The sequence below is a fragment of the Bacillus sp. CPT56D-587-MTF genome, assembly GCF_058792335.1.
In genome coordinates, this window is the sequence record NZ_JBYTEF010000001.1 from 1752115 (window position 1) to 1777833 (window position 25719).

General features: G+C 32.3%; 23 protein-coding genes and 6 pseudogenes. 28 read left to right on the top strand and 1 reads right to left on the bottom strand.

What is annotated here, in order from left to right; all coding sequences use genetic code 11:
* Entirely contained in the window at positions 1 to 627 is a 627-nt protein-coding gene (locus tag AC3WVZ_RS09115; protein WP_233936295.1) for a DUF1648 domain-containing protein, read from the bottom strand.
* 136 nt (positions 628 to 763) lie between these two features.
* Here AC3WVZ_RS09115 and AC3WVZ_RS09120 point away from each other — a divergent pair, with 136 nt between their 5' ends.
* From AC3WVZ_RS09120 to AC3WVZ_RS09255, 28 genes and pseudogenes are all read left to right on the top strand, one after another.
* Positions 764 to 1330: a GNAT family N-acetyltransferase gene (locus AC3WVZ_RS09120; RefSeq protein ID WP_001181784.1), complete on the top strand. Its 567-nt coding sequence runs from the start codon at positions 764 to 766 to the stop codon at positions 1328 to 1330.
* A gap of 6 nt (positions 1331 to 1336) precedes the next feature.
* Positions 1337 to 1897, top strand: coding sequence for a 2'-5' RNA ligase family protein (locus tag AC3WVZ_RS09125; protein WP_233936296.1), 561 nt, complete (start codon positions 1337 to 1339; stop codon positions 1895 to 1897).
* Positions 1894 to 2379, top strand: coding sequence for a GNAT family N-acetyltransferase (locus AC3WVZ_RS09130; RefSeq protein WP_000221050.1), 486 nt, complete (start codon positions 1894 to 1896; stop codon positions 2377 to 2379). The genes AC3WVZ_RS09125 and AC3WVZ_RS09130 overlap by 4 nt, the downstream gene beginning before the upstream one ends.
* A 12-nt stretch (positions 2380 to 2391) precedes the next feature.
* Positions 2392 to 2757: a cupin domain-containing protein gene (locus AC3WVZ_RS09135; protein ID WP_000688072.1), complete on the top strand. Its 366-nt coding sequence runs from the start codon at positions 2392 to 2394 to the stop codon at positions 2755 to 2757.
* Between the two features lie 3 nt (positions 2758 to 2760).
* Complete coding sequence (locus AC3WVZ_RS09140; protein ID WP_000584239.1) at positions 2761 to 3189, top strand: GNAT family N-acetyltransferase; 429 nt, start codon at positions 2761 to 2763, stop codon at positions 3187 to 3189.
* Positions 3190 to 3491: 302 nt separating this feature from the next.
* Complete coding sequence (locus tag AC3WVZ_RS09145; protein WP_233936297.1) at positions 3492 to 3788, top strand: WXG100 family type VII secretion target; 297 nt, start codon at positions 3492 to 3494, stop codon at positions 3786 to 3788.
* Between the two features lie 126 nt (positions 3789 to 3914).
* On the top strand, positions 3915 to 7610 hold the full coding sequence (esaA, locus tag AC3WVZ_RS09150) for a type VII secretion protein EsaA (protein ID WP_233936298.1): 3696 nt from the start codon (positions 3915 to 3917) through the stop codon (positions 7608 to 7610).
* Positions 7582 to 8082, top strand: coding sequence for a type VII secretion protein EssA (essA, locus tag AC3WVZ_RS09155; protein WP_233936299.1), 501 nt, complete (start codon positions 7582 to 7584; stop codon positions 8080 to 8082). Before esaA ends, essA begins: the two co-directional genes overlap by 29 nt.
* 4 nt (positions 8083 to 8086) lie before the next feature.
* The gene (locus AC3WVZ_RS09160) at positions 8087 to 8338 is read left to right on the top strand and encodes an EsaB/YukD family protein (protein ID WP_063220148.1); all 252 of its coding nucleotides are present in this window, start codon (positions 8087 to 8089) and stop codon (positions 8336 to 8338) included.
* A gap of 73 nt (positions 8339 to 8411) precedes the next feature.
* On the top strand, positions 8412 to 9611 hold the full coding sequence (gene essB / locus AC3WVZ_RS09165; protein ID WP_063220149.1) for a type VII secretion protein EssB: 1200 nt from the start codon (positions 8412 to 8414) through the stop codon (positions 9609 to 9611).
* Between the two features lie 39 nt (positions 9612 to 9650).
* Positions 9651 to 9932 (top strand): annotated as a pseudogene (locus AC3WVZ_RS09170) (FtsK/SpoIIIE N-terminal domain-containing protein); the annotation flags it as partial.
* Positions 9927 to 14156 (top strand): annotated as a pseudogene (essC, locus tag AC3WVZ_RS09175) (type VII secretion protein EssC); the annotation flags it as partial. The pseudogenes AC3WVZ_RS09170 and essC, both read left to right, overlap by 6 nt.
* Complete coding sequence (locus AC3WVZ_RS09180; RefSeq protein ID WP_065211635.1) at positions 14153 to 14953, top strand: DUF3952 domain-containing protein; 801 nt, start codon at positions 14153 to 14155, stop codon at positions 14951 to 14953. The pseudogene essC and the gene AC3WVZ_RS09180, both read left to right, overlap by 4 nt.
* 15 nt (positions 14954 to 14968) lie before the next feature.
* A complete protein-coding gene (locus AC3WVZ_RS09185; RefSeq protein ID WP_065211634.1) occupies positions 14969 to 16549 on the top strand; it encodes a lipase family protein in 1581 nt (526 codons plus the stop codon).
* A 39-nt stretch (positions 16550 to 16588) separates the two neighbouring features.
* Positions 16589 to 16848: pseudogene (locus AC3WVZ_RS09190) on the top strand (hypothetical protein).
* A gap of 1 nt (position 16849) precedes the next feature.
* Positions 16850 to 17200: a DUF4176 domain-containing protein gene (locus tag AC3WVZ_RS09195; RefSeq protein ID WP_000656382.1), complete on the top strand. Its 351-nt coding sequence runs from the start codon at positions 16850 to 16852 to the stop codon at positions 17198 to 17200.
* A gap of 75 nt (positions 17201 to 17275) precedes the next feature.
* A complete protein-coding gene (locus tag AC3WVZ_RS09200) occupies positions 17276 to 18097 on the top strand; it encodes a DUF3952 domain-containing protein (protein ID WP_065211633.1) in 822 nt (273 codons plus the stop codon).
* 17 nt (positions 18098 to 18114) lie between these two features.
* Positions 18115 to 18788, top strand: a pseudogene (locus AC3WVZ_RS09205) (lipase family protein); the annotation flags it as partial.
* A gap of 37 nt (positions 18789 to 18825) precedes the next feature.
* Positions 18826 to 19086 carry a hypothetical protein gene (locus tag AC3WVZ_RS09210; RefSeq protein ID WP_001016543.1) on the top strand — a complete coding sequence of 87 codons (261 nt, stop codon included), beginning with the start codon at positions 18826 to 18828 and terminating at the stop codon, positions 19084 to 19086.
* A gap of 104 nt (positions 19087 to 19190) precedes the next feature.
* On the top strand, positions 19191 to 19736 hold the full coding sequence (locus AC3WVZ_RS09215) for a hypothetical protein (RefSeq protein ID WP_087875245.1): 546 nt from the start codon (positions 19191 to 19193) through the stop codon (positions 19734 to 19736).
* Positions 19737 to 20133: 397 nt separating this feature from the next.
* Positions 20134 to 20541: pseudogene (locus AC3WVZ_RS09220) on the top strand (hypothetical protein); the annotation flags it as partial.
* Between the two features lie 62 nt (positions 20542 to 20603).
* Positions 20604 to 21401: a hypothetical protein gene (locus tag AC3WVZ_RS09225; RefSeq protein ID WP_065211630.1), complete on the top strand. Its 798-nt coding sequence runs from the start codon at positions 20604 to 20606 to the stop codon at positions 21399 to 21401.
* 94 nt (positions 21402 to 21495) lie between these two features.
* Positions 21496 to 21773: pseudogene (locus AC3WVZ_RS09230) on the top strand (hypothetical protein).
* Between the two features lie 92 nt (positions 21774 to 21865).
* A complete protein-coding gene (locus AC3WVZ_RS09235; protein WP_065211629.1) occupies positions 21866 to 22660 on the top strand; it encodes a hypothetical protein in 795 nt (264 codons plus the stop codon).
* A 199-nt stretch (positions 22661 to 22859) separates the two neighbouring features.
* Entirely contained in the window at positions 22860 to 23678 is an 819-nt protein-coding gene (locus AC3WVZ_RS09240) for a DUF3952 domain-containing protein (protein WP_059303904.1), read from the top strand.
* Positions 23679 to 23825: 147 nt separating this feature from the next.
* Positions 23826 to 23873 carry a hypothetical protein gene (locus AC3WVZ_RS09245; protein ID WP_229163603.1) on the top strand — a complete coding sequence of 16 codons (48 nt, stop codon included), beginning with the start codon at positions 23826 to 23828 and terminating at the stop codon, positions 23871 to 23873.
* A gap of 206 nt (positions 23874 to 24079) precedes the next feature.
* Complete coding sequence (locus AC3WVZ_RS09250; protein WP_000267152.1) at positions 24080 to 24841, top strand: hypothetical protein; 762 nt, start codon at positions 24080 to 24082, stop codon at positions 24839 to 24841.
* Between the two features lie 62 nt (positions 24842 to 24903).
* Positions 24904 to 25662 (top strand): hypothetical protein, encoded by a 759-nt coding sequence (locus AC3WVZ_RS09255; RefSeq protein WP_065211628.1) that lies wholly within the window; start codon positions 24904 to 24906, stop codon positions 25660 to 25662.
* The last annotated feature ends 57 nt before the right edge of the window (positions 25663 to 25719 follow it).

Below are 25719 nucleotides of genomic sequence, written 5' to 3' on the forward strand. Positions count from 1 at the left end.
CTATTTTTTTAAAGGAGTAGATTGCTTGCTGTCTTTAATAAGTAAATAAATCGTACTCGGCAGAATGATAAGCGTCATTCCTAAAAGAATTGCTAGTATAGCATAACCTCTATAGGGAGCAGGAACGATAAAAGGAAGTATCGCTAAAAAAATACCTGCTATCATCATTGAAATACTACTAATATTTGAAGCTCTTTTTTCAAGGTGCTTATCATTCCATTCTAATGAAACGGTTGATTTAGTCGTATCAATTTTGGAACTGAAATAACCTATTAATATAAATAAAAGCCCTAATGCTAAAAATATGAAATGATCAAGAGGAAGTGAAAAGCCAAGAGCAATGAGGGCGATGACAATATCGACAAAAAATAAGAATAGTAATATTGTGTTGCCGATCCAATGGAGAAATTTCTGGTTATTCGCTACTTTAGATAAAGCCAAAAATACAAAGAATAAGAAGGAACATATAATTATATTTACGATTACAAAAGTGCTTTTATCCATTGTTGATGTAGGCGTTCCATTGAAGTCCCATTTCGTAACAATATTTGATGGTAAGAAGAAATAGAGAATAATATTTGTCGTAATAATAGTGAGAAATAAAGCAATACTAAATCGATTATTCACTAAATCACCAGCTTTCTAAATCAATAATTGGTATCTAATAACAAAATTATACAATATAATAAATGATATTAGTTTTGATTTTTCTGAAAAAATATTATAATTATATATGAAATAAAGAGGAATGCAGGAGGGAATTATGCAAAACGTTATATTAAAGGGGAAGAAAGTTACAATTCGTACAATAGAAGAATCAGATATAAAAACATTATGGAATATCGTATTTAAAGAAGAAAGCCCAGAATGGAAGAAATGGGATGCGCCATATTTCCCGTTCTCAATGCAAGAATACTCTTCCTATAAAGAGAAGGTGCAAACTCGTTTGCAAGAAGAACCACTGTCAAATTTAATTATAGAAAATAACGGTCAAATTATAGGGACGGTCGGATTTTATTGGGAGCATAAACCGACGCGTTGGCTGGAGATGGGAATTGTTATTTATAATCCAACTTACTGGAATGGTGGATACGGTACAGAAGCGTTAACGTTATATCGAGATTTATTATTTGAAAAGATGGAAATTGGTAGAGTAGGGCTCACGACTTGGTCTGGTAATGAACGAATGATGAAAGTAGCGGAGAAAATAGGAATGAGCTTAGAAGGTAGAATGCGAAAGTGTCGTTATTATAACGGAACATACTATGATTCTATTCGAATGGGCATGATTCGTGAAGAATGGGAAGCGCTATGTGTAACGAAGGGGTGAGAAAGATTGTACGCTATTATTGCTACATTTGATCGTGTGTTTACTCATAAAATTACAGAACTGCAAAATGAATTAACAAATGTAATTGGAACAAATCAATTAGCTGGAGTAGAACCTCATATAACGATTGCGGATTATAATGAGTTAGATGTTCATTTGTATACGGAGAAACTAGGGGAGTTTGTAGCTATTCAAGAAAATATAGACGCAGTAACTTTTCCTTCTGTTGGAATTTTTCCTACTAATGGAACGGTCTTTCTAGCGCCGACCGTTACCGATGAATTGTTAAAACTTCATTATTCTTATCATGATTATTTTAAAACTTTTCATGACAACCCAAATTCATATTACGTACCGGGAAAATGGGTTCCGCATTGTACAATTGCAAATAGATTACATACAAAGCGGTTTTTAAGTGTAATGGAATATATTTATGGAAAGTTTAATTTTGCAACAGCTTCAATTGAGAAATTAAAATTAATTAAGGTGAATTATGAAAATGGTTCTGCCGTTTCTTCTAGTATATTAGCAGAATATAATTTAAAGAGAATGGAGACATCGAGATGACATATATAATTAGAGAAATGAAGCAAGAAGACATTCACGCTGTACAATCAGTAGCAAAAATAGCTTGGCATGATACATACGAAGGCATTATTCCAAGAGAAATTCAAGATAGTTTTTTAGATGAGGCATACTCTGATGAAAAAATGAAATATCGTCTTAAAAATACGCATTTATTCGTTGCGGAAGAAGAAGGAGAAGTAATAGGGTTTGCAAACTTTTCACCTGTTAGACTACAAAACGAAGCAGAATTAGGTGCGATTTATTTGTTACCAGATCAGCAAGGAAAAGGGATCGGAAGTGCTTTATTACAAAGAGGGATTAAAGCATTAAATGGGATACGGAAATTGTACATACATGTAGAAGCAGCAAATGAAAAAGGAAAACGCTTTTATGAAGCGAAAGGTTTTGCTGAATTAGAGCAATTTGAAGAAGACTTTGAAGGACATATGATGCAGACAGTAAGGATGGTTTTATACGTATAAGGAGGACTAGTAATGAAAATTTTTGATTTTAGTGAAAAAGTAGGAAAGCACCTATCAGTATTTCAATCTAATTTCATCATGTCAAAAATATTAAACCATCAAGGAAATATACATATCGGTGCTATGCATTTACACGAGAATGGAATCATCGGTAATCATGAAGCAGTTGTATCTCAACTGCTTCTTATTGTGGACGGGACAGGATATGTATGTGGAGTAAATAAAGAAAAGATAAAGATAGAGGCGGGACAAGCTGTGTTTTGGGAAAAGGGAGAGCTCCATGAAACAAGTACAGAACACGGATTAACGGCAATTGTTATGGAAGCGGAGAATCTTGAACAAGCGATAGTAATGCCTATTATTCAAGGGGAGTTGTGAAAAATGATAATTAAGGCGAATCAAGAAGATACCAATGAAATATTAAAATATGCGGCTCAATCGCTTTTTGAAGGGACGAGAGGGAATTGTCAATTAAGTACCGAGAAAGCAATTGAGATTACAAAGCCGATTGTAGAAAAAGGAGCATACTATTTAATTGTTAAAGAAGAAAATAAAGTAATGGGATGGATATTAATAGGGGGAAATACAGACTATTTTTCTCGTGAAAAACTTGGATTTATATATGAATTGTACGTTTTCCCAGAATATCGCGGGAGAGGATTATCGCGAGAACTGATGGAAGCTAGTATTAAGGAATTAAAGGAGAAGTATTCAGAAATTCGGTTGAATGTATTTGCTGGGAATTTTGCAAAAGAGATGTACGAAGAGTTTGGGTTTGTTGAAAGGCAGGTCATTATGACTTTGAAGTGAGTATTATAGTCTGAATGGGAGAAAATAATGATTTAGTGGCTACTTTCTCGCTGGGATTTAAAGTGAATAAGTCCTTATAAATATATAAAATAGATGGTTTGCCTTTATTTTATAGTAGATTTATAGAGTGTGCTTAAAAAAACAAATTAGTATTATACAATATATCGTTATTATAGTAAAAGAGAAATTTTGGAAAAATATCATTTTTTTGTTTAGAAATTTTTAAATTATTGATATAATCAATTTGTAGAATTGATTATTGGTTAATTTTACTATTTTTTAATTTTAAGGGGGATTTAATAATGGCAGGACAAATTCGTATGTCACCAGAGGAGCTTAAATCGAAAGCGACTCGATATGGACAAGGTGCAAATCAAATTGAGGACATTTTACGTCAACTACAAAACTTACAAAATGAATTAAGAGGAGAATGGGAAGGTCGTGCTTTCGAAGGTTTTGACCAACAGTTCAATCAATTAAAGCCAAAAGTACAAAACTTCGCACAGCTATTACAAGAAATTAATATGCAGCTTAATAAAACTGCAGAAGCTGTTGCTAGACATGACGAAAATCTTTCTCGTAATTTCGGTCTACAATAAGACAGATAAAAAGAAATATATAATTTAGCCATGCAACCATACGTTGTATGGCTAAATTACTTTAAAACTAGAGTAAGATACGAAGTCTTTCATTAGATAGACTCGCAGTCGCAGGAGTGATAAGTAGTGAAAAAGTTCAAATGGAGCATCTTGTTGTTTATTATTTTAGCTCTTGTACTATCAACAGGGGTCTCCTATTTAGCATTAAATCAAAATGTTAAGAAAGCTAATGAGAATACTACACCAAAAATGACAGTTGCGTTGGTAAATGAAGATCAGGGCACTGTATTTGAGGGCAATAAAATAGCGTTTGGAGATCAATTTGTTAAAAATGTAAATAAAAATACGAAACAAGAATGGTACGTAGTTAGTCGCGGGGTAGCAGAAAATGGATTGAAAAATAATAATTACAATATGATGATTGTTATTCCAAATGATTTTTCTAGGAAAGCAGTTGCGATTGATTCAGAGATTCCGGAGAAATTAACTTTAAACTACAAAGTAAATGCAACTGGGAATAAGGATTTGAAAGCTGAGGCAGAAAATACAGCTTCTGTTATTTTAGAAGATTTCAATAAGCAAATAATCGACGTTTATTTTGCGAGTATTATCGGTAAGCTACAAGGTGCACAAGATAATATAGGTAAAATAATTGAAAAAGGAAACGTTCAAACAACTATGTATAAAAAAGATATACATAGTCCGTTAGCAAATTACACAAATCAATTTAAAACAGTACAAGATTATACAGGTGTTTCTGTTAATAGTTTCAAAGGATTTCAGGATGTTTTAAAAGGTTTCGGTCAAGCGTTAGATGAAGGGAATAAATCAAACAGTACGTACTTAGATGGTTTTAATAACTTTCAAAAAATGCAAACTGATAACAATTTGTTAGCGAATAATTTCACAAATCAATTCAATCAATATATGAATGATATGAATACAGGCGATGCTTTAAAGCAATTAAGTGCATTGGAATCCGCTAATAAAATTATTTCAAATCAATTTACGTTTTCAGAGAAAGAACCAAATATTTTAACTGATGCTGCAGCAATTCAAAAATATTTAGCAGATGTAAAAAAACAAGTGTCTGAATATGATACAGAACTTGCAGGGAAGTTAGAAAGTGATATTCAAGAGACGGTAATTAAGAAGTTAAAGCAATCTATGTCGAATGATGGAAAGCAAGAAATCTTCATAAATACATTAATGAAACAACCAGATGCTCGAATAAAGAAACAAATCGAGAATTTAATTGCGAAATTACCTAGTTTAAACATGGAAGAAATCGGTCAAAGTGATTTACCAGATGCAACGAAATTACAACTGCAAAATGTAATTCAATTTACAAAAAAGTATAATAAAGAAAATAATTTTTATTATGATCCTGTAAATAAAATATCTTTAGGAAACGCAATTAAAGAAGTAAAGGATAGACTTTATACAGAGAGAATTACATTTAGTGATACTGCGAAAGTAATTAAAATGGAATCTCCGCAAATTTTGAAGATAAGTATTCCAGAAGAGTTTAAACTAGATGGAAGTACAGAAGCTTTATATATTGATGATGTGGATCGTACAAGTGACTTTCTTCAAAGCGAAGCAGGAGAAATTACAATAGCTCCTCGTAATGAAGGGGATATAAAGATTAGGTTACATGTGAAGCTAAAAGATCCAAACATCAATATAGATGTTTTCTCTCCTGTAACATGGCAGTGGGAATTGAGCGGGACTCATAAAAAAGAAACTAGTCCTGAAAAAGAAGAACCTAATAAAGAGGATAAAGGAACACAAACTGAAAATAGCAAGGTGGAAAATGTGGTTCATAAATCACAGTATGGCATAATGCCGTTAGTACACAATGCTAAAACGCCTATTATTCAAAAAACAGAACAGAGTAATAATGGTGACAGTGTAAATCCTGATGCAGGAGGAAAACCTGATACGGGAGGGAATCCAGACACAGGAGGAAAACCTGATACGGGAGGGAATCCAGACACAGGAGGAAAACCTGATACAGGAGGAAAACCTGATACAGGAGGAAAACCTGATACAGGAGGAAAACCTGATACAGGAGGAAAACCTGATACAGGAGGAAAACCTGATACAGGAGGAAAACCTGATACAGGAGGAAAACCTGATACAGGAGGAAATCCAGACACAGGAGGGAAACCTGATGCAGGTGGAAATCCAGACACAGGAGGGAAACCTGATACAGGAGGAAATCCAGACACGGGAGGAAACCCTGATACAGGAGAGAAACCTGATACAGGAGAAAAACCTGATACAGGAGAGAAGCCAGACACTGGGACAGATAACGGTAGCAATTCAAAAATTATTGAAAGTACAACGAATCAAGTTATACATCAAAAAACAGAAAAAATACCAGATATTACTTCTAGTGTATTAATAAAAGAAGCAGTAGATACAGTCGAAAGTTATCAAGGTTTAATGAGCCTTTACGAAATGTATTATGGGATTGATTTAAGAACGAAAGATGTAGGTCCTAAGTTAGAAGAGGGAAGTTTAGATGCAATTGCGACGGACCAATCTTTGTACTACGTATTAAATAAACAAAGCTTAATTGATTTAATTTCAAATCTTGTTTCATCAAGTATTACTACAGAAATAAAGCAAGATATGTCAGGTTTAAAACAAAAAATAAACTCTTATCAACAATCTATTACTAGTGCGGATCAAAATTCTATGCTACTAGCGGAGAAATTAAATGGAACGACGCAACAAGCAACTAGTATGAATGAAAATTTAGGAGAGTATTTAAAAGGTTTAGCGAAATGGCGTGAGAATAGCTTAAAACTAGTTGAAGAGCAGCAAGTATTAACAACAAATCATGCTGGTGAGCAAACAGCTGTTTTATCGTTAGATTCTGGTATTAAATCATTAATGATGCAAAGTCAGTCATTGGTCGAAAGTTCGAAACATAGTTTAGCAACTTCAGACGATGTATATAAAACATTTGATCAAATCAATGGACAAGCAAAAGAAATTCAAGACAGCGGAACGACAATTGTTTCAAAAGCTGATTTATTATTAAACGACTTTACGAAGAAAATGGAAGATGATAAATCATTCTCCAAAAACTTTACGAAAATTTTAGCGAATAGTCGTATTGGAGATCGTCAAAATGAAATGCTATATGACTTTTTAGCTAGTCCAGTTCAAAAGCAAAATGATGGAGTAATTGTAGCAGGTAATGCTTTTACACCTTACTTAATTGTATTAACTTGTTTCATTGTTGCATTATTTACAGCATACGCAATTGCGAATCAAGAAAAGAAACGAATGCAATCAGATCATTTTGAAGAGAAATTCTCATTAATTGATATGAATGTACCAACTACAGTAGTAGCTTTCGGTATATCAATTGTGGAAGGGATTAGTATAGGTATCATTTCTGGGCGTCTTTTAAAGTTCGGTCAGGATCAAAGTTTACTATGGATTGCGTTCATCACATTTATTATGATGGCGTTTGTATTGGTCTCAACCTACTTATTACGACAAATAAAAATGGTAGGTATGTTTATACTATTAGTATTTTTAAGCATGTACCTATTTTTAACTGAGGCAGTTGGAAGTAAAGTAGATCAAATGTCCTCTGTCGGAAAGATACGTCAATTCTCACCGCTTCAGTATATAGAAAGTTTTCTAAATGATTTTATTAGTGGTAAAGATACTGGGAAAGTTATTTTTGTCGTATTGTTTGTAATTGCCATTATTGGATTGGTTAGTAATCTATTTGTATGGCATAAGAAATGGGAGGAAAAAGAAGTAAATGATCAAACAATGGAGCATAGTGGCTAAGTTATCATTTCTCTCTATCCTTTTACTGTTTGTCGCGCTACCGATAAGGAGCGCGGCTGACAGTTATCTTGGTGATGATGGGAAGATTAAGTTTAAAGTGGATCGACTTGAAGAAAGCGACCAAGAAAAAAATAAAAAGGAACATAAGGAAACAGAATTAGATAAAGCATCGATTGAGTTATTTAACAAAGATATAGAAGAAATTGAGAAAAAGAAAAAGAAAGAACAAAAAGATATGGAAGCTTTGCGAGATTCTCTTTTTACAAAACCAAAAGAGAATAATAGTGTTAAAGATACGAAAAATAGTTTGTTTAGCAGTGAATACATTGTCAGAAAAAGTGCAGATGAAGTAGCGAGTAATGAAACAATGAATGAAGAGCCAATTAGTATAACAATAATATTATTATTTGGCGGCGGCATTCTACTTATTTGCATCGGTATTTATACGGTTCTTCGTAAAAGTTGGAGGTAAAGTGATGGCAATACAAACACATATCAATGTGACAGTAGATTTTAGTAAATGGAATAGAAATACATATGATTTGCGTATTCCGAATCATCAATCTATTAAATATTTATTAAAAAACTTATTAGATACGCTAAAGATTGATAATCATGAAGGTTCACATTTTGTAATTAAAGTGAAAAATAAGTCAATTGTTTTAACAGATAATGATCGTTTAATTGATCACCAAATAACAGATGGAGATATTTTGCAAGTTTTATAAAGAATATTTTTTACTTTTAGTTATTTGAAAATAAGTTATTACGGGTTATAAAGAAAAGGAGAAGAGGATAAACATGACGGAAAAAATAATTCAAATTGATGCAATGAACTATCAATTTCAAATAGAAAAAGAAAATTGGAAATTGGAGATGACCAAATCCCAAACACGTATAAAAGACTTCCGTCAATTCGATATAATTACGGGCGAATCATCTGAATTTGTACCATTAACAATAGAAGAAACGGATGATATGTTTACGTTTCTATATCAAGTAGATAAAAAATTATATAAGTGGGACGATCTTAGCCGTTTTGGAAGAAATGAGAAATTAAGACTACTTCGGAATGTTGAGCAGTTTCGTAAATATTTAAATAAACGAATCACGTTCTTTTTACATCCAGACAATATAGTTTTTAATGCTAATTTAATACCAAGTATTATACATAGAGGAATTCGAGATATTGTTCCGCCAACCCCATTATTAGAAGAGCAATTTTTAACACAATATAAGTGTCTAATTATTGCTTTATTCTCCCAAAAACATAACTTTGATGATTTGTATGCTGGGTTACTAAAAGATGCAAAAGAAACAACATTTGAACAGACCGTTGCTCAAATGGAAAGCTTAGATGCATTACTGCAGTTTCTTGATGACAGCTTTGAGAAGGAACAAACAAAAACAGAAAAAAATATGCAGTTAGTACCTAAAAAAAGCTATAAATCATTTAAATACTTAGCTTTTTCCTTCATAGCGGCGACAGTTATTTTAGCTGCTCCTTTAATATATTTCACTTTTATAAAATTTCCTTATCAAAATAAATTGTTAGAAGCAAATGCAAGTTTCATAGCAACTGATTATGACAAAGTCATTACGCAATTGAATGAAGAGGAGTTTGAATCATTACCGATTGCATCTAAATATGAGTTAGCATTTGCATACATTACAGCTGAAAAACTAGGTGAAGCTCAAAAGAAATCGATTATGAAAAACATTAGTTTGAAAAGTGATGAAAAGTATTTGCTGTATTGGATGTATAACGGAAAAGGTAATTTTGATAAATCATTAGATTTAGCTAAGACACTTGATGATCCTCAGCTTATTATGTACGGCCTTGTTAAACAAATTGAATCACTGAAAAATAATCCAGATTTATCAGGGGAAGAACGTGATCAAAAGTTAAAAACATATGAGCAACAATTAGATGAATATAAAAAGAAATATGGCAATTCATCAAGCGATAAAAATTTGTCGGACACGGAGAAAAAAGAGTAAGCACTTGATGAGACAGTTGAAAAGGAGCAGTGAACACGGATGGAGCAACTATTAGTATTGACTTATGGAGACAAAATATATAAGTGCACATTACATCCAAATGAGCAATCAATAGTGTCGATTGGAAAAGAGTGGACAAATGATATTACGAATCCAAGTTTAGAACAAGAAGTAGAGTTAAAGTGGAATAATGAAGTAAATGCTTGGATGGTACAGGATCAATTAATAGAATTCAATAAGGAAATTGAGATTGGGAAAACAAGAGATGTGAGCTTGAAAATCTTTATATCTATTGTTGGCACAACTAAAGTGTTTGATATTGGAACGAAACATTCTCTTACAGTGAGTCAAAACGATTACGATGATATTTCTATTACCGGGACTAGTGTAGATTTGATGCTATCTCGCGAAACGTTGTACGATTCTTTTAAAGTGAACGTGTATGGCGGGGATGTATTTCATAATTATACGAAGTTAAAAGATAGCGTTCTGTTGGAATCAGGAGACGTATTATATTTTGATGGTATTTTATTGGAGATTGGTAGTGAAGACATTCAAGTACTTTCTTCAGAAGATAAAGTGAAATCTGAGTTACCTATTTTAGTAGAATCAGAAACAAATTATCAAAGTGGTTATCCAGACTATCATCGTTCACCACGTATTATTTACCGTGAACCAGAAGAGAAAATGACAATTGCAAAGCCTTCAAGTATGCCATCAAAACCAACGGAGCATTTAGCAAGAATCATTGCACCTTCACTTGTCATGATTGTCGTAACTGTATTACTTGCTATTTTCATGAAATATGGAATGTTTATTATCGCATCGATTGCGATGACATTAGTAACAATCATTGTTTCTGTAACATCGTATATTAAAAATTTGAAGCAATATAAAGTCGACATTGTTGAACGAGATAAAAGCTATAGAGAGTATATAAAACAAAAAACGAAAGATTTACATGCAGAAAGTGAAAAACAGCGTCACGCGTTACATTATCACAATCCAAATGTAGAAGTAATACGTAATATGGCAGTTCAAGTAAATCCTCGAATTTATGAAAAAACAATGTTACATCATGATTTCTTAACATTTAGCGTTGGAACAGGACAAGCTAATACGAGTTTTGAAATTCAATTTAATGAAGAAGAATTTAGTCAAACGAAAGATGAATTAATTGATATAGCACGTGAACTAAGACAGCGTTATCTATCATTGGAAGATGTACCAGTTGTAACAGATTTAATGAATGGACCAGTCGGTTATATTGGTCAACGCTCTTTAGTGTTAGAGCAATTACAATTATTAGTTGCACAAACAGCTTTATTCCATAGTTATTATGACTTGCAGTTTATTACTATTTTTCCGGAAGAGGAAAAAGAAAAATGGGATTGGATGCGCTGGTTACCTCATGGAAGTGTTCGCGATATAAATGTACGTGGATTTGTATACCATGATCGTAGCCGTGATCAAGTGTTAAATAGTTTGTATCAAATATTGAAAGAACGAAAATTAAAACTAGATGAAAAAAGTTCTACTAATGAAAAAATGTACTTTGCACCGCACTATGTCGTTCTTATTACAGATGAAAAACTAATATTAGACCATGTTGTTATGGAATTCTTTAATGATGACCCGAGTCAATTAGGTGTATCGCTTGTATTTGTACAAGATGTTATGCAAAGTTTACCGGAGCATGTGAAAACGGTAATAGATATAAGAGATGCAAAACAAGGGAACATCATCTTAGAGCAAGGAGAACTTGTTAACCGTCAATTTAAGCTAAATCATGTGCCAAAAGGATTCAATTTAGAAGATATTTCACGGGCATTAGCACCATTAAATCATTTGCAAAACTTAAAAAATAGTATTCCAGAAAGCGTAACATTTTTAGAAATGTACGGCGTTGAAAAAGTAAAAGAACTGAATATCACAAGTCGTTGGGAGAAAAATGCAGCGCATAAATCTTTAGCTGTACCACTTGGATTACGTGGTAAAGAAGATATCGTAAACTTAAACTTACACGAAAAAGCACACGGACCACACGGATTAATAGCAGGTACAACAGGTTCAGGTAAATCGGAAATTATACAATCGTATATTTTATCTCTAGCAGTCAATTTCCACCCGTACGAAGTAGCCTTTTTACTAATTGACTATAAAGGCGGCGGAATGGCGAATTTATTCAAAAACTTACCGCATTTATTAGGAACAATTACGAACTTAGATGGAGCACAAAGTATGAGAGCGCTCGCATCAATTAAAGCTGAATTACAGAAAAGACAACGATTATTTGGTGAAAATGATGTAAACCATATTAATCAGTATCAAAAACTGTATAAAGAAGACTTAGTAAGTGAGCCGATGCCGCATCTATTTTTAATTAGTGATGAATTCGCGGAACTGAAGTCAGAACAACCAGAGTTTATGAAAGAGTTAGTTTCAACAGCGCGTATCGGTCGTTCGCTCGGAATCCATTTAATATTAGCTACGCAAAAACCGAGTGGTGTTGTAGATGATCAAATTTGGAGTAACTCGAAATTCAAACTAGCATTAAAAGTTCAAAATACGTCAGATAGTAATGAAATTTTAAAAACGCCAGATGCTGCTGAAATTACATTACCAGGACGTGCTTACTTACAAGTTGGGAATAATGAAATTTATGAACTATTCCAATCAGCCTGGAGCGGAGCAGACTATGTAGAAAACAAAGAGGATAAAGAACATTTAGACGCAACAATCTATGCAATAAATGATCTAGGACAATATGAAATATTAAGTGAAGATTTAAGTGGCCTTGGTAGCAGTAAAGAAGTAATAAGCGTACCATCTGAACTGGATGCTGTTATTGACTACATTCACGATTACACAGAAATAAATGAAATTGAAGCGTTAGCTAGACCGTGGTTACCACCACTTCCAGAAAGCGTATATTTACAAGACTTACACGCTATTCAGTTCAAAGAAGCATGGACGAAAGAAAAGAAACCATTAAAAGCAACAATTGGTCTACTAGATCAGCCTGAATTACAATCACAAACACCATTAACACTAGATATTAGTAAAGACGGACACGTAGCGGTCTTCTCAAGTCCAGGCTACGGAAAATCAACATTCTTACAATCAGTCATTATGGATGTAGCTCGTCAGCATAGTCCGGAGCATTTGCATGTGTATTTAGTGGACCTTGGAACAAATGGTCTTCTACCTTTGAAAGGATTACCTCATGTAGCGGATACGATTACGATTGATGAATCTGAAAAATGTTTAAAGTTTGTTGAAAGATTAACTCAAGAAATGAAAAATCGTAAACGATTATTAAGTGAATATGACGTTGCAAATATTGAAATGTATGAAAAGGCAAGCGGGAAAGAAATACCACATATTATTATTGCAATCGACAATTATGATGCAGTAAAAGAAGCGAAGTTCTATGAAAGCTTTGAAATGCTAATTATGCAAATTGTCCGAGATGGTGCAAGTTTAGGAATTCATACCTTAATTAGTGCAGGGCGACAAAATGCACTTAGAATTCAATTGTACAATAATATTAAAATCCAAACTTGCCTATATATGATTGATCAAAGTGAAGTAGCTAGTATTGTAGGGAGATCTGATATAAAAGTGGAAGAAACAGCAGGAAGAGCGTTAATAAAACTAGAATCTCCTACATTATTCCAGGTTGCACTACCTACGAAAGCAGAAGATGAATTACAGCAAATTCAATTATTACAACAAGAAGCAAATGATATGGATCGAGAATGGGATGGAGAACGTCCGAAGGCAATTCCAATGATGCCAGAAGTGATTGATATTGCTACTTATCGTAAAAATAAAGACGTTACAAAAGCTCTACAAGCAGCAAGAATTCCAATGGGGCTTGATTTTGCAAACGTAGAAGTTGTAGCTCATGATATTGCAGTGAATGATCATTTAATGATTTATAGTGTAGATGATAGTATGAGAAAACAAATTGTATCTAGCATCCTATCTCAATTGAATAAAGATTATTTTGAAAGTGTGACGTTGGTGGATACAGCAGAGTATAGTTTCGTTCAATATAAAGACGATGTGACGCACTACATTGTAGACGAAAATGAAATCAATATGCATGCGAAGTATTGGATGGAAGTAATTCGTGAACGAGCCCTTGAATTAGCACAAGCAAGACAAGAAGGTAGAGAAATTCCTGCATTCACAAAACAACTCATTATCATGACAAATGTTGAAGAGTTTAGTAAATTTGTTTATTTAGAAATGGAGGATGCAGCGACTTTAATTGATTTATCTCGTACAGTAGGTATTTACTTTGTATTAGCAGGTCACCACGACTACATGGACCGAAATCGTGAAGCTCTACCTATGAAAATGAGAAGTAAACTAACAGCAGCAATTATCGCAATGCCATTAAATGATCAAAGTATCTTCAACATAAAATATATAAGCAACGAAGCACCATTAGGTAAAGATGAAGTGTATTACTATCAAAAAGGGAACATAATGAAACTAAAAATGCCTAGAGTAACTAACGAGGTGACAGTATGAAATTAAAGAAGAAAGCTAAGGTGATGATAGTCGTGTCAATAGTGGCAAGTTTATTAAGTGGATGTGGTTTTGGGGAAAAGCAAATAGATTATAAGCCATTTGTCAAAGCTTTGGATGAAGGTGACATGAGAAAGGTTATGTCTGCGAGTGATGATGGGTATGCGTATGTGAAACAAAGAGGTATATATAGTACATATGAACAAAAGGAAGATGGAGAGCATAGAAAAACAATCTATCAAACTTCGGAAGGGATATATAATACGAAAGATAAAAGTTTATATGGAAGTACAACACAAGCGGTTACTTCAGCAGTAGACAGCAAAGATAATAAAAAAGAAGGTGTTTATCGTACCAATATTATGTATAAAAATGGACAGGTGAAAAGTCCGGATTCAAATCTGGATGTTTCATACGTAAACTTAATTGTTGATCGTTTAAAAGGAATAGGGAAACTAAAGATGAAGCCCGGAGATGATATAAAAAAGTTTGATCAACCTAGTACAGTTGGATATAAACTAAATGAATCAGAGTTTCAGAGTATTGTTAATGATAAGTTGAAAATACAATATGATGAATATGATGGTGGATCGATTGTACTGCATATAGATTCTAAAGATGGTTCAGAGCAGATATTGGAGGTAAGTATTGTAATAAATTATAAGAAGCGAAATGATGAAGGTAAGTTAGTAGAATATATATCACAAATACACACATATTTTGATAGTCAAAAAGGCAATAATCAAGATGCAAAAAAAAAATATATAGATTACAGAGCACAGGATAAAAATAATAAGTAATTAGGAGTGAGTAATATGAGTAAGGATGTGGAGCAAGATAAAGAAATAATAGAGGATATAGAGGTAAGAGAGATAAATTCTGATTGGGGGAAATTGGAGCTAGCTGGAAAGGATATTTATGACTTTAAAGCTGGTAAAGAACCGTATAACCAACTAAGTCAAAAAAATAAAAAGACATTACAGGATAAATTTAACGCAGATTTTATAGATGATAAAGTTGATGAAAATACAGGATTTGCTGCATACGCTTTTAAAGATAGGTCTACAGGAGAAATTGTAATAACATATGTAGGAACGGAAGATGCAACGGATGCAATAACAGATGGTGAAATTGGGGGACATAATATAACAGGTGCAAATAAAATAATGTTAGGTAATTTGGAACACGATTTTACAGTTAGACAGTATGATCAAGGAGAAGAATTTTATTTGAAGGTTAAACATGATAACCCTTCTGCCAAAATTAGTGTAACAGGGCATTCATTAGGTGGTGGTATAGCTAATACTGTATCGTTAAGACACCAAGAAGATAATATTGAAACATTAACATTAAATCCAGCGCCTGTATTAAACCGAGATGTTGATAAATTTGGTAATGGGTTTGATATGAAAAATGTTCGGAATATCATTAATCAGAATGATCCACTACATATTGGGATAAAGGCAGCAGACTTCACACTTCCGGGAAGAATGTATAAAATTCCGAATCAAGCTGGTCACTCATATGCTTTTACATTGAAGGATTATGATGAGAATGGACATCTAATATGGATTGATAAACTAGCAAGTGATAACGATACGGGGTGGGATATTATCCCAGGATTTATGGAGTTTTCTCAATCTGCTGGGGCTATATACACAGGAACTATACATGATGTATTTCATAGAAAAGTTTCTATAGAAGAAGAAAAGGTAGCTGGAACTGCAATTAATTTGATACTAAATGCAACGCCAATTTCTAGTATTATAGGTGGAATATTAGGTTACTCGGACATTGTACAAGGCAGCAAGGAGCTTGAAAAGCTAAGAGAAAAAGTTCAAGAAGGTTTTTCAAGATTAAATACAAAGTATGAAGGACTAAAGTCTCAAATTACAGCAGAAGCAATCCAATTTAGTATAATGGCTACAGTTGAAATAAAAGGAGCGGTAGATATCGCTGTAGAATGGATTGAAACAACTTTAGCGAAATGTAAGGAAAAAGTTTTAGAAGTATTAGAGTCTGTATTTAATACTGCTATAAATTTTTTAGCTGGAAGTGTTGTAGTATATTTAGCTACAAGTGAAATTTTAGATATTGCAAAAGAAGTTGCAGCTTCTTACGTGCAAGATTTACTAGATTTGTTTAAAGGAGATTTTGTAGTTGATACAAATGTAGCTGCAATTGTATCTGAACATATATTAAGTCATCGTCACTCATTGTTAAATCTCTTTATGAATGATAACAGTAGGGGGATAAACCGTTCTTTATTAGGTGAAATTGCTAAAGATGTGAAGGAGTTATCGAAAGATTTAAAACAATTAAACGACGATGTTTCAGAAGCGGTATTTTCTATGTTTGCAAAAGACGAAGAATTAGGAGCAGTTTCATATTATTAAAACTCCAAGTTTATAAATTTAAAAGAGAGGGGTATGAAGGTGGATTTACATACGATAATGTCAAGAGTTCATAGTACATTTCCAGCTAGTGGTGGACGAGAACAAATTATAAACGTTGTAGTGCAATTGGAAAAAGCAGCTGCATCTTTAACGGGAGATATTAGAAGGTTAGAGAGTAGTATTGATAGCACATTACAAGGAAAAACACGTGAGGCATTTATTGATCGTATCCGTCAATTAGAGAAAAAAGACAAAAAATAGAAGAGAAAATTAGCGTACTAAAAGGGACAGTGAATTAATATGAAAGACTATATGGATAAAGTATTACCTTTAGGCAGTGTTGTAAGATTGGGTCTTAAAGAAGAGGAAGATGCGGAGTATGTAATTACTACGAGAGGTTTATTACTTGATGAAAACACATTCTATGATTATGGCGGAGTGTTGCATCCAGTGGGTTTAACCGAAGAGACGTATAAATTATTTAACCACACGGATATTGCAGAGGTTAAATTTGAAGGGTATCGAAATAAAATTGAAGGTCAATTCGCAGCTAAGTTTAAAATGTGGCGGAATGAGTTTGTTGAAAAAGTAATTGAAAAAAATAAAAAGCAACAACAAGCACAAGAGTTAGAAATAAAGGGAAAAAAATAAATTTAAAAGGAAATAAGCTTTCCTCTTCCAAAATGGAAAGAGGAAAGCTTATTTTGATTGAATAAGGGTGTCAGTATGAAGTTAAAGAAGAAAGCTAAGATGATGATAGTACTGTCAATAGTAGCAAGTTTATTAAGTGGATGTGGTTTTGGGGAGACGAAGATAGAGTATGAGAGATTAGTAAAGGCATTGGATGAAGGTGATATGAAGACGGTTATGTCTGCGAGTGATGAAGGGTATGCGTATGTGAAAGAAGAGGTTAGGGATAGTACTTTTATTGAGGATAATAATAAGCAAATAGGAGTAGTTTATCAAACAACGCAAGGTATTTATAGCATTAAAGATAATATTCTTTTTGGTGAGACACAAAAGAAAGTCAATACTCCAGTTGAGGATGAAAAACATAGTGACAACCCACAATATAAAGAAGAATTTGTATTCAAGTCAGATATAAGATACGAAAATGGACAGCTAGAAGCTTCAAATCGAGGGAAAGATATGTCTAATATAAAATTAATGCTCAATAGAGTGCAAGGAATAAATGAATTGAAACCAAATGTGAATAAAAAAAGCTTCAGCCAACCAACTACGATAAGCTATAATTTATCAGAAACTCAATTTAAAGAGCTATTTAATGGGAATTTAGGATTAGAGTATGAGAAGTTTAGTTATGCAACACTACTAATTGAATTTAATTCTGCTAAGGATACAAAGGAAAATCCGATGAAAATAACAGAGATAACAATTTCGATAGGCTATAAACAAAGAAATGAAGAAAATAATATGATTGGGCATGATCAAGAAATAACAACATATTTACGTAATAAAGAAGAAAATAATTGGAAATCAAAAAAAGATTACTTACAATATGAAAAGAAATTTAAAGAAAGCCATTAATATATAAGGGGGAGAATATGGTGAACGAGGAAGATTATAAATTAAGTAGTGATGTAGGAAAATTAAGATTATCGGCAAGAGATATTTATGATTATAATGGACAAGAAAAAAATATAATAATTCTGATCCAATAATAAATAAACAGAAGTTACAAGACAACTTTAATGCTAATCTTATAGTTTCTGATGATATTCATTCAGTGACTGGATTTGGGGCATATGATTTAGAGGAAAGAAACACGCATGAAATTTTCATTGTATACATTGGAAACCAACCGAGCCAAATAGGCTATTTAGCAACCGATGGAGCAATTTGGCTGCATAATTTAACTAATTCACCTATATTGGGATCATTAGCGGAATTTCAGTATAGTCAAGCAGAAAAATTTTATGAAAAAGTCAAGGCGAGTAATAAAGGAAAGAAGATAACTTTACTAGGGCACTCTTTAGGTGGCGGAGCAGCGAATACAGTTGCATTAAGACATCAAGAAGATAATATAAACGTATTAGCTTTAAATCCTGCGCCTGTTTTAAATAAGGATGTGGTTAAGTACGTATACGGGACCAATATGAAGAATTGCCGCAGTCTTATAAATGAATATGGTCCTTTGGATGGCGCCATTAAAGCCACAGATTTTGTAATATCTGGACAGGTTTATAAAATGGAAAATGGGGATATTTCGGTATTTTTATAGTTAGGAAAAAGTTATTCTAAAAGGAGTAAGTTGGGTGAATCATAGACGCAAGAAAAAGAAACCGAAACAAATAAGAAAAGAAGCTGTTCAGATAAAACCGATAGTAGAAGAAAAACCACTAAAGAAGAGTAGCAAAAAGTTAGTTGATATTCTTCTAGGTATTCTTCTTTTCCCAATTTTTATATGGGCTGTCTTGGAAGGTTCTACAACACAAGTAAGCAAAGGGAAGACTTTCCTTATTATCGTTTTCTTTCTCTTAATTGCAATAGGGTTATCTATGATAGGAAACAAATAAGGGGGAGTTCAGATGTTTAAGAAGAAGGAGAAAAAAACATTTACGTTAGACTGGTAAACACACAAGGGGAAATCATTCGAGAGTTTAATTGTACAGAAAAAGACTTGCGAAAAGTAAAAGAAAATGGTGCTGAAATTCGTTTGGTTGGAGACAACTCATATGAGATGGTAGCAACCGATGAACAACTAGAACAACTAGCAAGAGCTGAAGCAGAAATCGAAGCGGAAATTAAGGCATGGGAAGATGCTTTAAATGAGAGTTTGGATGAACGCGAAGAAAGAGAAGCGAGACAGAAGGAATTGAAAGAAAAGAATAAATGGAGTACAAAGAAGAAAGTAATCGTATTTGGACTGATACTCTTTGTATTTATTGGATTACCTATTATCGAAGGGTATCAAAATAGTAAATTAGTTGAAGAAGGTACATCATTACATGCAGAAATTGTAGGTAGGCATGTAGAGAAGGAATTCATGTTTACACACCCCACATTAGTAGTTGAGGTAGATGGTAAAAAGCATAATGTATGGGTAAGTGAAGAGACATATAACGGAGCAGAGTGGTTAGGTAGACTAAAAGTCATCAAAACAAAAGATGGTAAAGTTGAGAAAGACCCTAGATATGAGGGGGAAGACTTAATTACGAGTTATTAAGCAGTATGTTTTTAATATTCGCTGCTCAAATTAAATAACATTATTATTTGCAAAAATCGAATCCATTAAAATAAAAAACAAATTTTAAATAACTGTAATAACCTCCTAGCATATTGTTGATGGGAGGTTATCACCTTTCTGAAGATAAAATTAAAGCTATATTATCTCGATACAATTGTGATGACAGTAACGTTTTTACTAAGTGAGTGCAGTTTCGGGGGAAACAAAAATAGAGTATGAGGGATATGCTTAAGTGAAAGAGAGAAGAATATTTAGAGCTTTTGAGGAGAAAGAAGGCTATTTGAACTATCAAAAGCATTCTGATTATGTACGGTAATTATACATAAAAGATTATCTAAATTTAGTTACACAAAGATGAATGTACTTAAAAAGTTAGATTACATTGGTATATGTAGGTTTCTTATTTATAGGAGCAGTGATTGTTCATATTGTGACAACGATTGATACGTTTAAACAGGCAAGTGAAGGTGCTTTTAGTATGAATGAAAGATCCGCTTCCTTTTTTAGTAAAACAAAAGGAGCTATGATGAAAGTAGCTTCAATATACGCATTAATCCTACTTGTTTTGATTTATTTTCATAATGATTATACGTTTGATACTTTGATTGGATATGTAATAGGTACTATTTTACTGTACACAGTAGCCGTTGGTGCAGCAGAATTCCAGCTATTGGTGTACTGTAGATTCAAATTTAAATCATTCAATATGACTTGGGAAGAAATTGAGAGAATGCGTGGGAGAATTCGAAAGCAAAATACAAAATCCAAAACGAAAAGTAAATAAGGATGAAATAGAATTTAAGTGTATGAGAATTATTTAAACTATATAGAAGGTGAAAAGGCTGAATGTGGAATATAAGAGAAGAAGATATGGGTCTTTTTAAAATTGAAAATAGAAATCGATTAAGTCCGGATTATATAAGAATTTTTTATGGGGGAGTTTTTGCATATACTTCTATACCAATGCTCATCATGTTTTTAGGTGTTTTGCTGAACGGTGATAAGATTTCTTTAACACCACTTGAAACATTTTTGGTACGATCTGAGGTAAAGTTATACATTTTGGAGTTGATTTTTTTAATAATTTTCATGTCTTCAAAGGTTGCTTTTAAATTACAGAAACTCCAAGCCATCGTGACTTTATTTTATTCTTTTCAATTAGCAACATTACCATTTATCGTTATGATGGTTGAAGGAATGTTTGATTTTCCAAGTAATAATAAAACGTTAGTTTATATTGGTTTAATAATGTTAGGGGCGCTTTGTACTCACATTGTAGCAACGATCGATGTTTTTAGAAAAGCAAAGCATGGAGGATATAAATTAGAAGGACCGGCTGTCTCGTTTTTTACTGACACGAAATTATATTTTTTGATTGGAATAACAATCAGTGTAATCGTTCTACTTGTATTAATTTTTTTAAACCTTAATTATACATTTGATGAAATGGCAATTTATGTGACACAAACAATAATATTATATACATTTGCTGTAGTATCAGCAGAATTCGTCCTATTGGTGTATTGTCGCTTTAAATTTCCATCATTTAATATTACGTGGGAACAACATGAAAAGGAACGCCAAGAATTTATAGCAAATAGAAAAAGAATAAGAGAGAAAGAACAAAAGCGAAACAAAAACTGAAATGAAAGTTATAAATGATACTCGTAAACTTACATTGAAGATAGAATGAATACATTATTCATAAATTAACTAGTAAAGGGAGGAATGTAATATCTTGAATAAAGAATCTAAAGCTGTAAAAAAAGAAAAAGGTTTATTTGAAAGTGTAATAGCACCTATTATTGTCGGGATTATGTTTATTTTTTTAATTCTATATAAAATAGCAGAGTTTCTGGGGAAGTGGCTCATTATTTTGTCAATACCGAGCTATATTGTTACTATGTTTATTTTTTATACCAGAAAGAATATGGAGGTGTATTGGTTTGTGGAATAGGCTTAATACTAATGCTATCGCTGTATTTTGTGTTCGTTAAAAAAAGTAAAAAAGGCTAGTTTAATATGAAATACTAAAAACATTTATTTACTCTCAGTTTGTCTACAAAAATAGAGTTATTACATGATTTTAGAAAAGATGGTGTAATTATATGTGGAATATAAAAGAAGAAAATTTAAATGAATTTAAAAGTACTTGCAAGAATCGCTTAAGTCCCGATTGGGCTACAGGATTTATGTTTGGAACGATGTTTTTTATTTCTTTAATAATGTTTTTTCTTATTGGAGGGTTAATAAGGTTTGGTTGGAGTTATTACCCGACTCTCTTTGATAAAATAATTGTTAGCCTTGAGTTAGTGTTTTATAGTCTTCAAGTAATTTTTTTAATTATTTATCTGTTTCCTAAGATGCCATTTAAATTACAGAAACTACAAACACTTGTGGTACTATTATATGCATTTCAGCTAGGCACTATAACATTTACAATGTTGATAATTCCAGGAATGTCAAATTATTCAATTGATCAAATTACATTAATGTATGTTGGGTTATTATTTTTAGGTGCAGTCATTTTACATATTTTAGCGACTATTGATACTTTTAGACAGGCAAGTAAAGGGGCATTTAATAAGGGAGAAGAATCCTCTTCATTTTTTAGTAAAACAAAGAGGACTGCAATAAAGTGTCCTGTAATTTATGTGTTAATTCTTCTCATTTTAATTTATGTGCATAATGATTATACACAAAATATTTTAGGATTGTATGCGGGAGGAACTTTAATAATGTACGCGGTAGCCATAGGTGCAGCAGAGTTCCAATTATTAGCCTATTGCAGATTTAAATTTCCGTCATTTTATATTTCGTGGGAGGAACACGAAATGGAACGTCAGAAAAGACTAAAGCTTTATGAAGAGAAGGAAAAAAAGAAAACTAAAGAAATAAAATAAGTTTTGGTTTCTGAAAATTCGAATAGAATATATAAGCAATTAAGGATTGTATATAAATCAATGCTATTAAAAATTAAAGTATCTTCAATATAATCTGTATGAGTTAATAAATACCGGTAAGTAAAGGTGAACTATATTACTATCAAAATGGGAATGTAATGAACTTAAAAATGCCTAGAGAAATCAGCGGGGTGTCAGTATGAAGTTAAAGAAGAAAGCTAGGATGATGATAGTTCTGTTAATAGTATCAAGTTTATTAAGTGGATGTGGCTTTGGGGAGACTAAGATAGAGTATGAGAGATTAGTAAAGGCATTGGATGAAGGGGATATGAAAACGGTTATGTCTGCGAGTGATGATGGATATGCATATGTGAAAGAAGAGACTAGCGAAAGTACTTATGAAGAAAAAGAAGATGGTGAACATAGCAGGATAATATATCAAACAACCCATGGAATATATAATGTGAAAGAAAACGACTTATATGGGAAAACAACTCAAAAGATTGCTACTGATATAAAAAATGATAAAAACGTTGGTAGTAATCAAAATTACCAAAAAGAAACTGTCTATAGTACAAATTTGAAAAATGAAAAATCCCGTTCAATAGCCCAGAATCAAGGCATAGATGTTTCATATGTAAAATTAATGTTTAGAGGATTAAATGAACTTAGTAAATTGAAACCGAGTGAAGATAAAAAAAGATCTAGTGAACCGAGCATAATAAGCTATGATTTAACTGAATTACAGTTTAAAAGCATAATGAATGATAAGTTAAATTTAAAATATGATAAATTTGATTCTGCAATATTGATGATCGAATTTAATACGCCTAATGATACAAAAGAAGATCAAATGAGAATAATACAAATAACAATATCAGTAAATTATGAAGAACGAAAAGAAGATAAGCTTATAAAACGCAATCAAGAAATTTCAACATATTATCATACCAGAGAAGAGAATAATCAAAGTTCCAAAAAAGAATATGTAAATTATGAAAAAGAGTATATAAATTAAAAATAATATATTTTGATTGAATTTTGAGAATGATAAATGTTGTGAGGATATGAGTAAAGGGGTAGTGAAAAATAGTTACTGTGATAACAGTTATGTTTTGCTGAGCGCGTATAGTTTTGGTAAATCAAAATAGAGTATGAGAGTCTAATAAAGGCATTGGATGAAGGTGACAAGAAGACGGTTATACTTAATTGAAAGAAGAATATTTGGAACTTTTGAGGAAAAAGAATACTACTTGAACCATCAAAAGGCATTCTGGTTAGATGATTATGGTAATGATATACCTAAAAGATTATCTGAATTTAGTTGTACAAAGATCTATGTACTTAAAAATATTAAGAATGTAATAGAATTTTAGTGCACGAAAATTATTTAAACTGTATAGAAGGGGAAATGTCAGGGTGTGGAATATAAAAGAGGAAGATTTAGAAGCATTTCGGATGACATGCAGAAGCCGTTTAAGTCCAGAAGGTGCTACGGGTTTTATGCTTGGAACAATATTTTATATTTCAATATTTATGTTTATTATTTTTGTAGGTGATTTGAATTACTACAACAATTTTTTTGATAGAACAATTGTTAAAACTGAAATTGTGTTATTTAGTATTCAAATTATATTTTTAATTATATATCTATTTCCGAAAGCATGTTTTACATTTCAAAAGTTACAAACGCTAATCGTATTACTATATGCGTTTCAACTTGGAACGATATTATTTGTAGTTTCAATTATTTCTGAAATGGCTGATAATTCGATTGGTAGGATGTATACCGGGCTACTAGTTGTAGGAGCAGTTATTATCCATATTGCAGCAACGCTAGATACATTTAAACAAGCAAGTGAAGGTGCATTTAGTGGTGATGAAAGATCCACCTCGTTTTTTAGTAAGACAAAAGGAGCTATGATAAAGGGGGCTATAATATATATATTAATACTACTTATTTTAATGTATTTTCAAAATGATTATTCAATTGATTTTTTTGTTATGTATGGAGTAGGAACTGTTTTAATGTATGCGGTTGCGATCGGAGCGGCAGAATTTCAACTATTGGTGTACTGTAGATTTAAATTCAAGTCATTTCATATGTCATGGGAAGAGAATGAGAGAATGCGTGGGAGAATTCGAAAGCGAAATATAAAATCCAAATCGAAAAGTAAATAAGAGTGAAATAGAATTGAAGTGAATGAAAATTATTTAAACTGTATAGAAGGTGAAATGTCAGGGTGTGGAATATAAAAGAAGAAGATTTAGATAAGTTTCGAATGACATGTCAAGGGCGTTTAAGTCCTGAAGGTGCTGCGGGTTTTATGCTCGGAACGATATTTTATACTTCATTATTTATGGTTATTATTTTTGTGGGAGGAATGGATTATTATACTACCTTGTTTGATAAGGTAATTGTTAGGATTGAATTAGTGTTATATGGTTTGCAAGTAATGTTTTTAATACTATATTTATTCCCTAAAGCTCGTTATAAATTTCAAAAATTACAAACGCTCGTGATATTATTATATGCATTTCAACTTGGAACTATCGGATGCATGTTATTTGTTCTTTCTGGGATGATAGAGCATTCAATTGATCTCAATACATGTGTTTATGTAGGGCTATTAGTATTAGGTGGAATTATTGTTCATATTGTGACAACAGTTGATACATTTAAACAAGCAAGCGAGGGTGCATTTAGTAGTGAAGACAAATCAGCTTCGTTTTTTAGTAAAACAAAGGGACATGTTATACAAGGTGCTGTAATTTATGTGTTAATTCTTCTTGTTTTGATTTATATAAATAATAATTACTCATTAAACACAATGTTTGGTTATGTTATGTGTAATGTTGTTATGTATGCAGTAGCAATAGGAGCAGCAGAATTCCAGCTCTTAGTGTACTGTAGATTCAAATTCAAGTCATTTCATATGACGTGGGAAGAGAATGAGAGAATGCGAAAGCGAAATACAAAATCCAAAACGAAAAGTAAGTAAGAGTGAAATAGAATTTTAGTGCACGAAAATTATTTAAACTGTATAGAAGGGGAAATG

Excerpts from the sequence above, each read along its gene's own strand:
- AC3WVZ_RS09120 (WP_001181784.1), top strand. The coding sequence starts at position 764 with ATGCAAAACGTTATATTAAAGGGGAAGAAAGTTACAATTCGTACAATA.
- AC3WVZ_RS09130 (WP_000221050.1), top strand. The coding sequence starts at position 1,894 with ATGACATATATAATTAGAGAAATGAAGCAAGAAGACATTCACGCTGTA.
- AC3WVZ_RS09135 (WP_000688072.1), top strand. The coding sequence starts at position 2,392 with ATGAAAATTTTTGATTTTAGTGAAAAAGTAGGAAAGCACCTATCAGTA.
- AC3WVZ_RS09140 (WP_000584239.1), top strand. The coding sequence starts at position 2,761 with ATGATAATTAAGGCGAATCAAGAAGATACCAATGAAATATTAAAATAT.
- AC3WVZ_RS09145 (WP_233936297.1), top strand. The coding sequence starts at position 3,492 with ATGGCAGGACAAATTCGTATGTCACCAGAGGAGCTTAAATCGAAAGCG.
- essA (WP_233936299.1), top strand. The coding sequence starts at position 7,582 with ATGATCAAACAATGGAGCATAGTGGCTAAGTTATCATTTCTCTCTATC.
- AC3WVZ_RS09160 (WP_063220148.1), top strand. The coding sequence starts at position 8,087 with ATGGCAATACAAACACATATCAATGTGACAGTAGATTTTAGTAAATGG.
- essB (WP_063220149.1), top strand. The coding sequence starts at position 8,412 with ATGACGGAAAAAATAATTCAAATTGATGCAATGAACTATCAATTTCAA.
- AC3WVZ_RS09180 (WP_065211635.1), top strand. The coding sequence starts at position 14,153 with ATGAAATTAAAGAAGAAAGCTAAGGTGATGATAGTCGTGTCAATAGTG.
- AC3WVZ_RS09185 (WP_065211634.1), top strand. The coding sequence starts at position 14,969 with ATGAGTAAGGATGTGGAGCAAGATAAAGAAATAATAGAGGATATAGAG.
- AC3WVZ_RS09195 (WP_000656382.1), top strand. The coding sequence starts at position 16,850 with ATGAAAGACTATATGGATAAAGTATTACCTTTAGGCAGTGTTGTAAGA.
- AC3WVZ_RS09200 (WP_065211633.1), top strand. The coding sequence starts at position 17,276 with ATGAAGTTAAAGAAGAAAGCTAAGATGATGATAGTACTGTCAATAGTA.
- AC3WVZ_RS09225 (WP_065211630.1), top strand. The coding sequence starts at position 20,604 with ATGTGGAATATAAGAGAAGAAGATATGGGTCTTTTTAAAATTGAAAAT.
- AC3WVZ_RS09235 (WP_065211629.1), top strand. The coding sequence starts at position 21,866 with ATGTGGAATATAAAAGAAGAAAATTTAAATGAATTTAAAAGTACTTGC.
- AC3WVZ_RS09240 (WP_059303904.1), top strand. The coding sequence starts at position 22,860 with ATGAAGTTAAAGAAGAAAGCTAGGATGATGATAGTTCTGTTAATAGTA.